The organism is Mesorhizobium sp. M4B.F.Ca.ET.143.01.1.1 (assembly GCF_004792275.1).
GTDB lineage: Bacteria > Pseudomonadota > Alphaproteobacteria > Rhizobiales > Rhizobiaceae > Mesorhizobium > Mesorhizobium abyssinicae.
Genome location: NZ_SRSR01000107.1, coordinates 1 through 415, shown reverse-complemented (window position 1 = coordinate 415; position 415 = coordinate 1). Strand labels below are relative to the sequence as shown.

Annotated in this window: 1 protein-coding gene; it reads left to right on the top strand. The window is 59.8% G+C overall.

The genetic code is table 11. From position 1 onward, the window contains the following. On the top strand, nucleotides 1-415 hold a 415-nt coding region (locus tag EN786_RS36170), incomplete at both ends, for a DUF1326 domain-containing protein (RefSeq protein ID WP_135910050.1).

The window sequence follows — 415 nt, the reverse complement described above, 5'->3', positions numbered from 1 at the left end:
GAAAACTGCAATTGCGATGTCGTATGTCCTTGCCTGGTGTCCACCAACGCGCAGCTGACATCGAAGCCGACGCAAGGTATTTGCGATGTGGCCTTGGTCTTTCATATCGACAAGGGCAATTACGGCGACGTTCGATTGGATGGGCTCAACGTCGCGATGGTCGCGCACACACCGGGTCCGATGGCGCAAGGCAATTGGACGGCTGCCGCCTATATCGACGAACGGGCCGATGACAGGCAAACGGAAGCGTTGGGCGCCATCTTCACCGGCGCTGCTGGCGGCCCGATGGCTGCCTTCGCGCCGATGATCAGCACCAATCTCGGCGCGAAGAAGGTGCCGATCAAATACCAGATCGACGGCAAGAAGCGGTCGACGGACATTGACGGCGTGATGCACATGGCGGTCGAACCGCTGC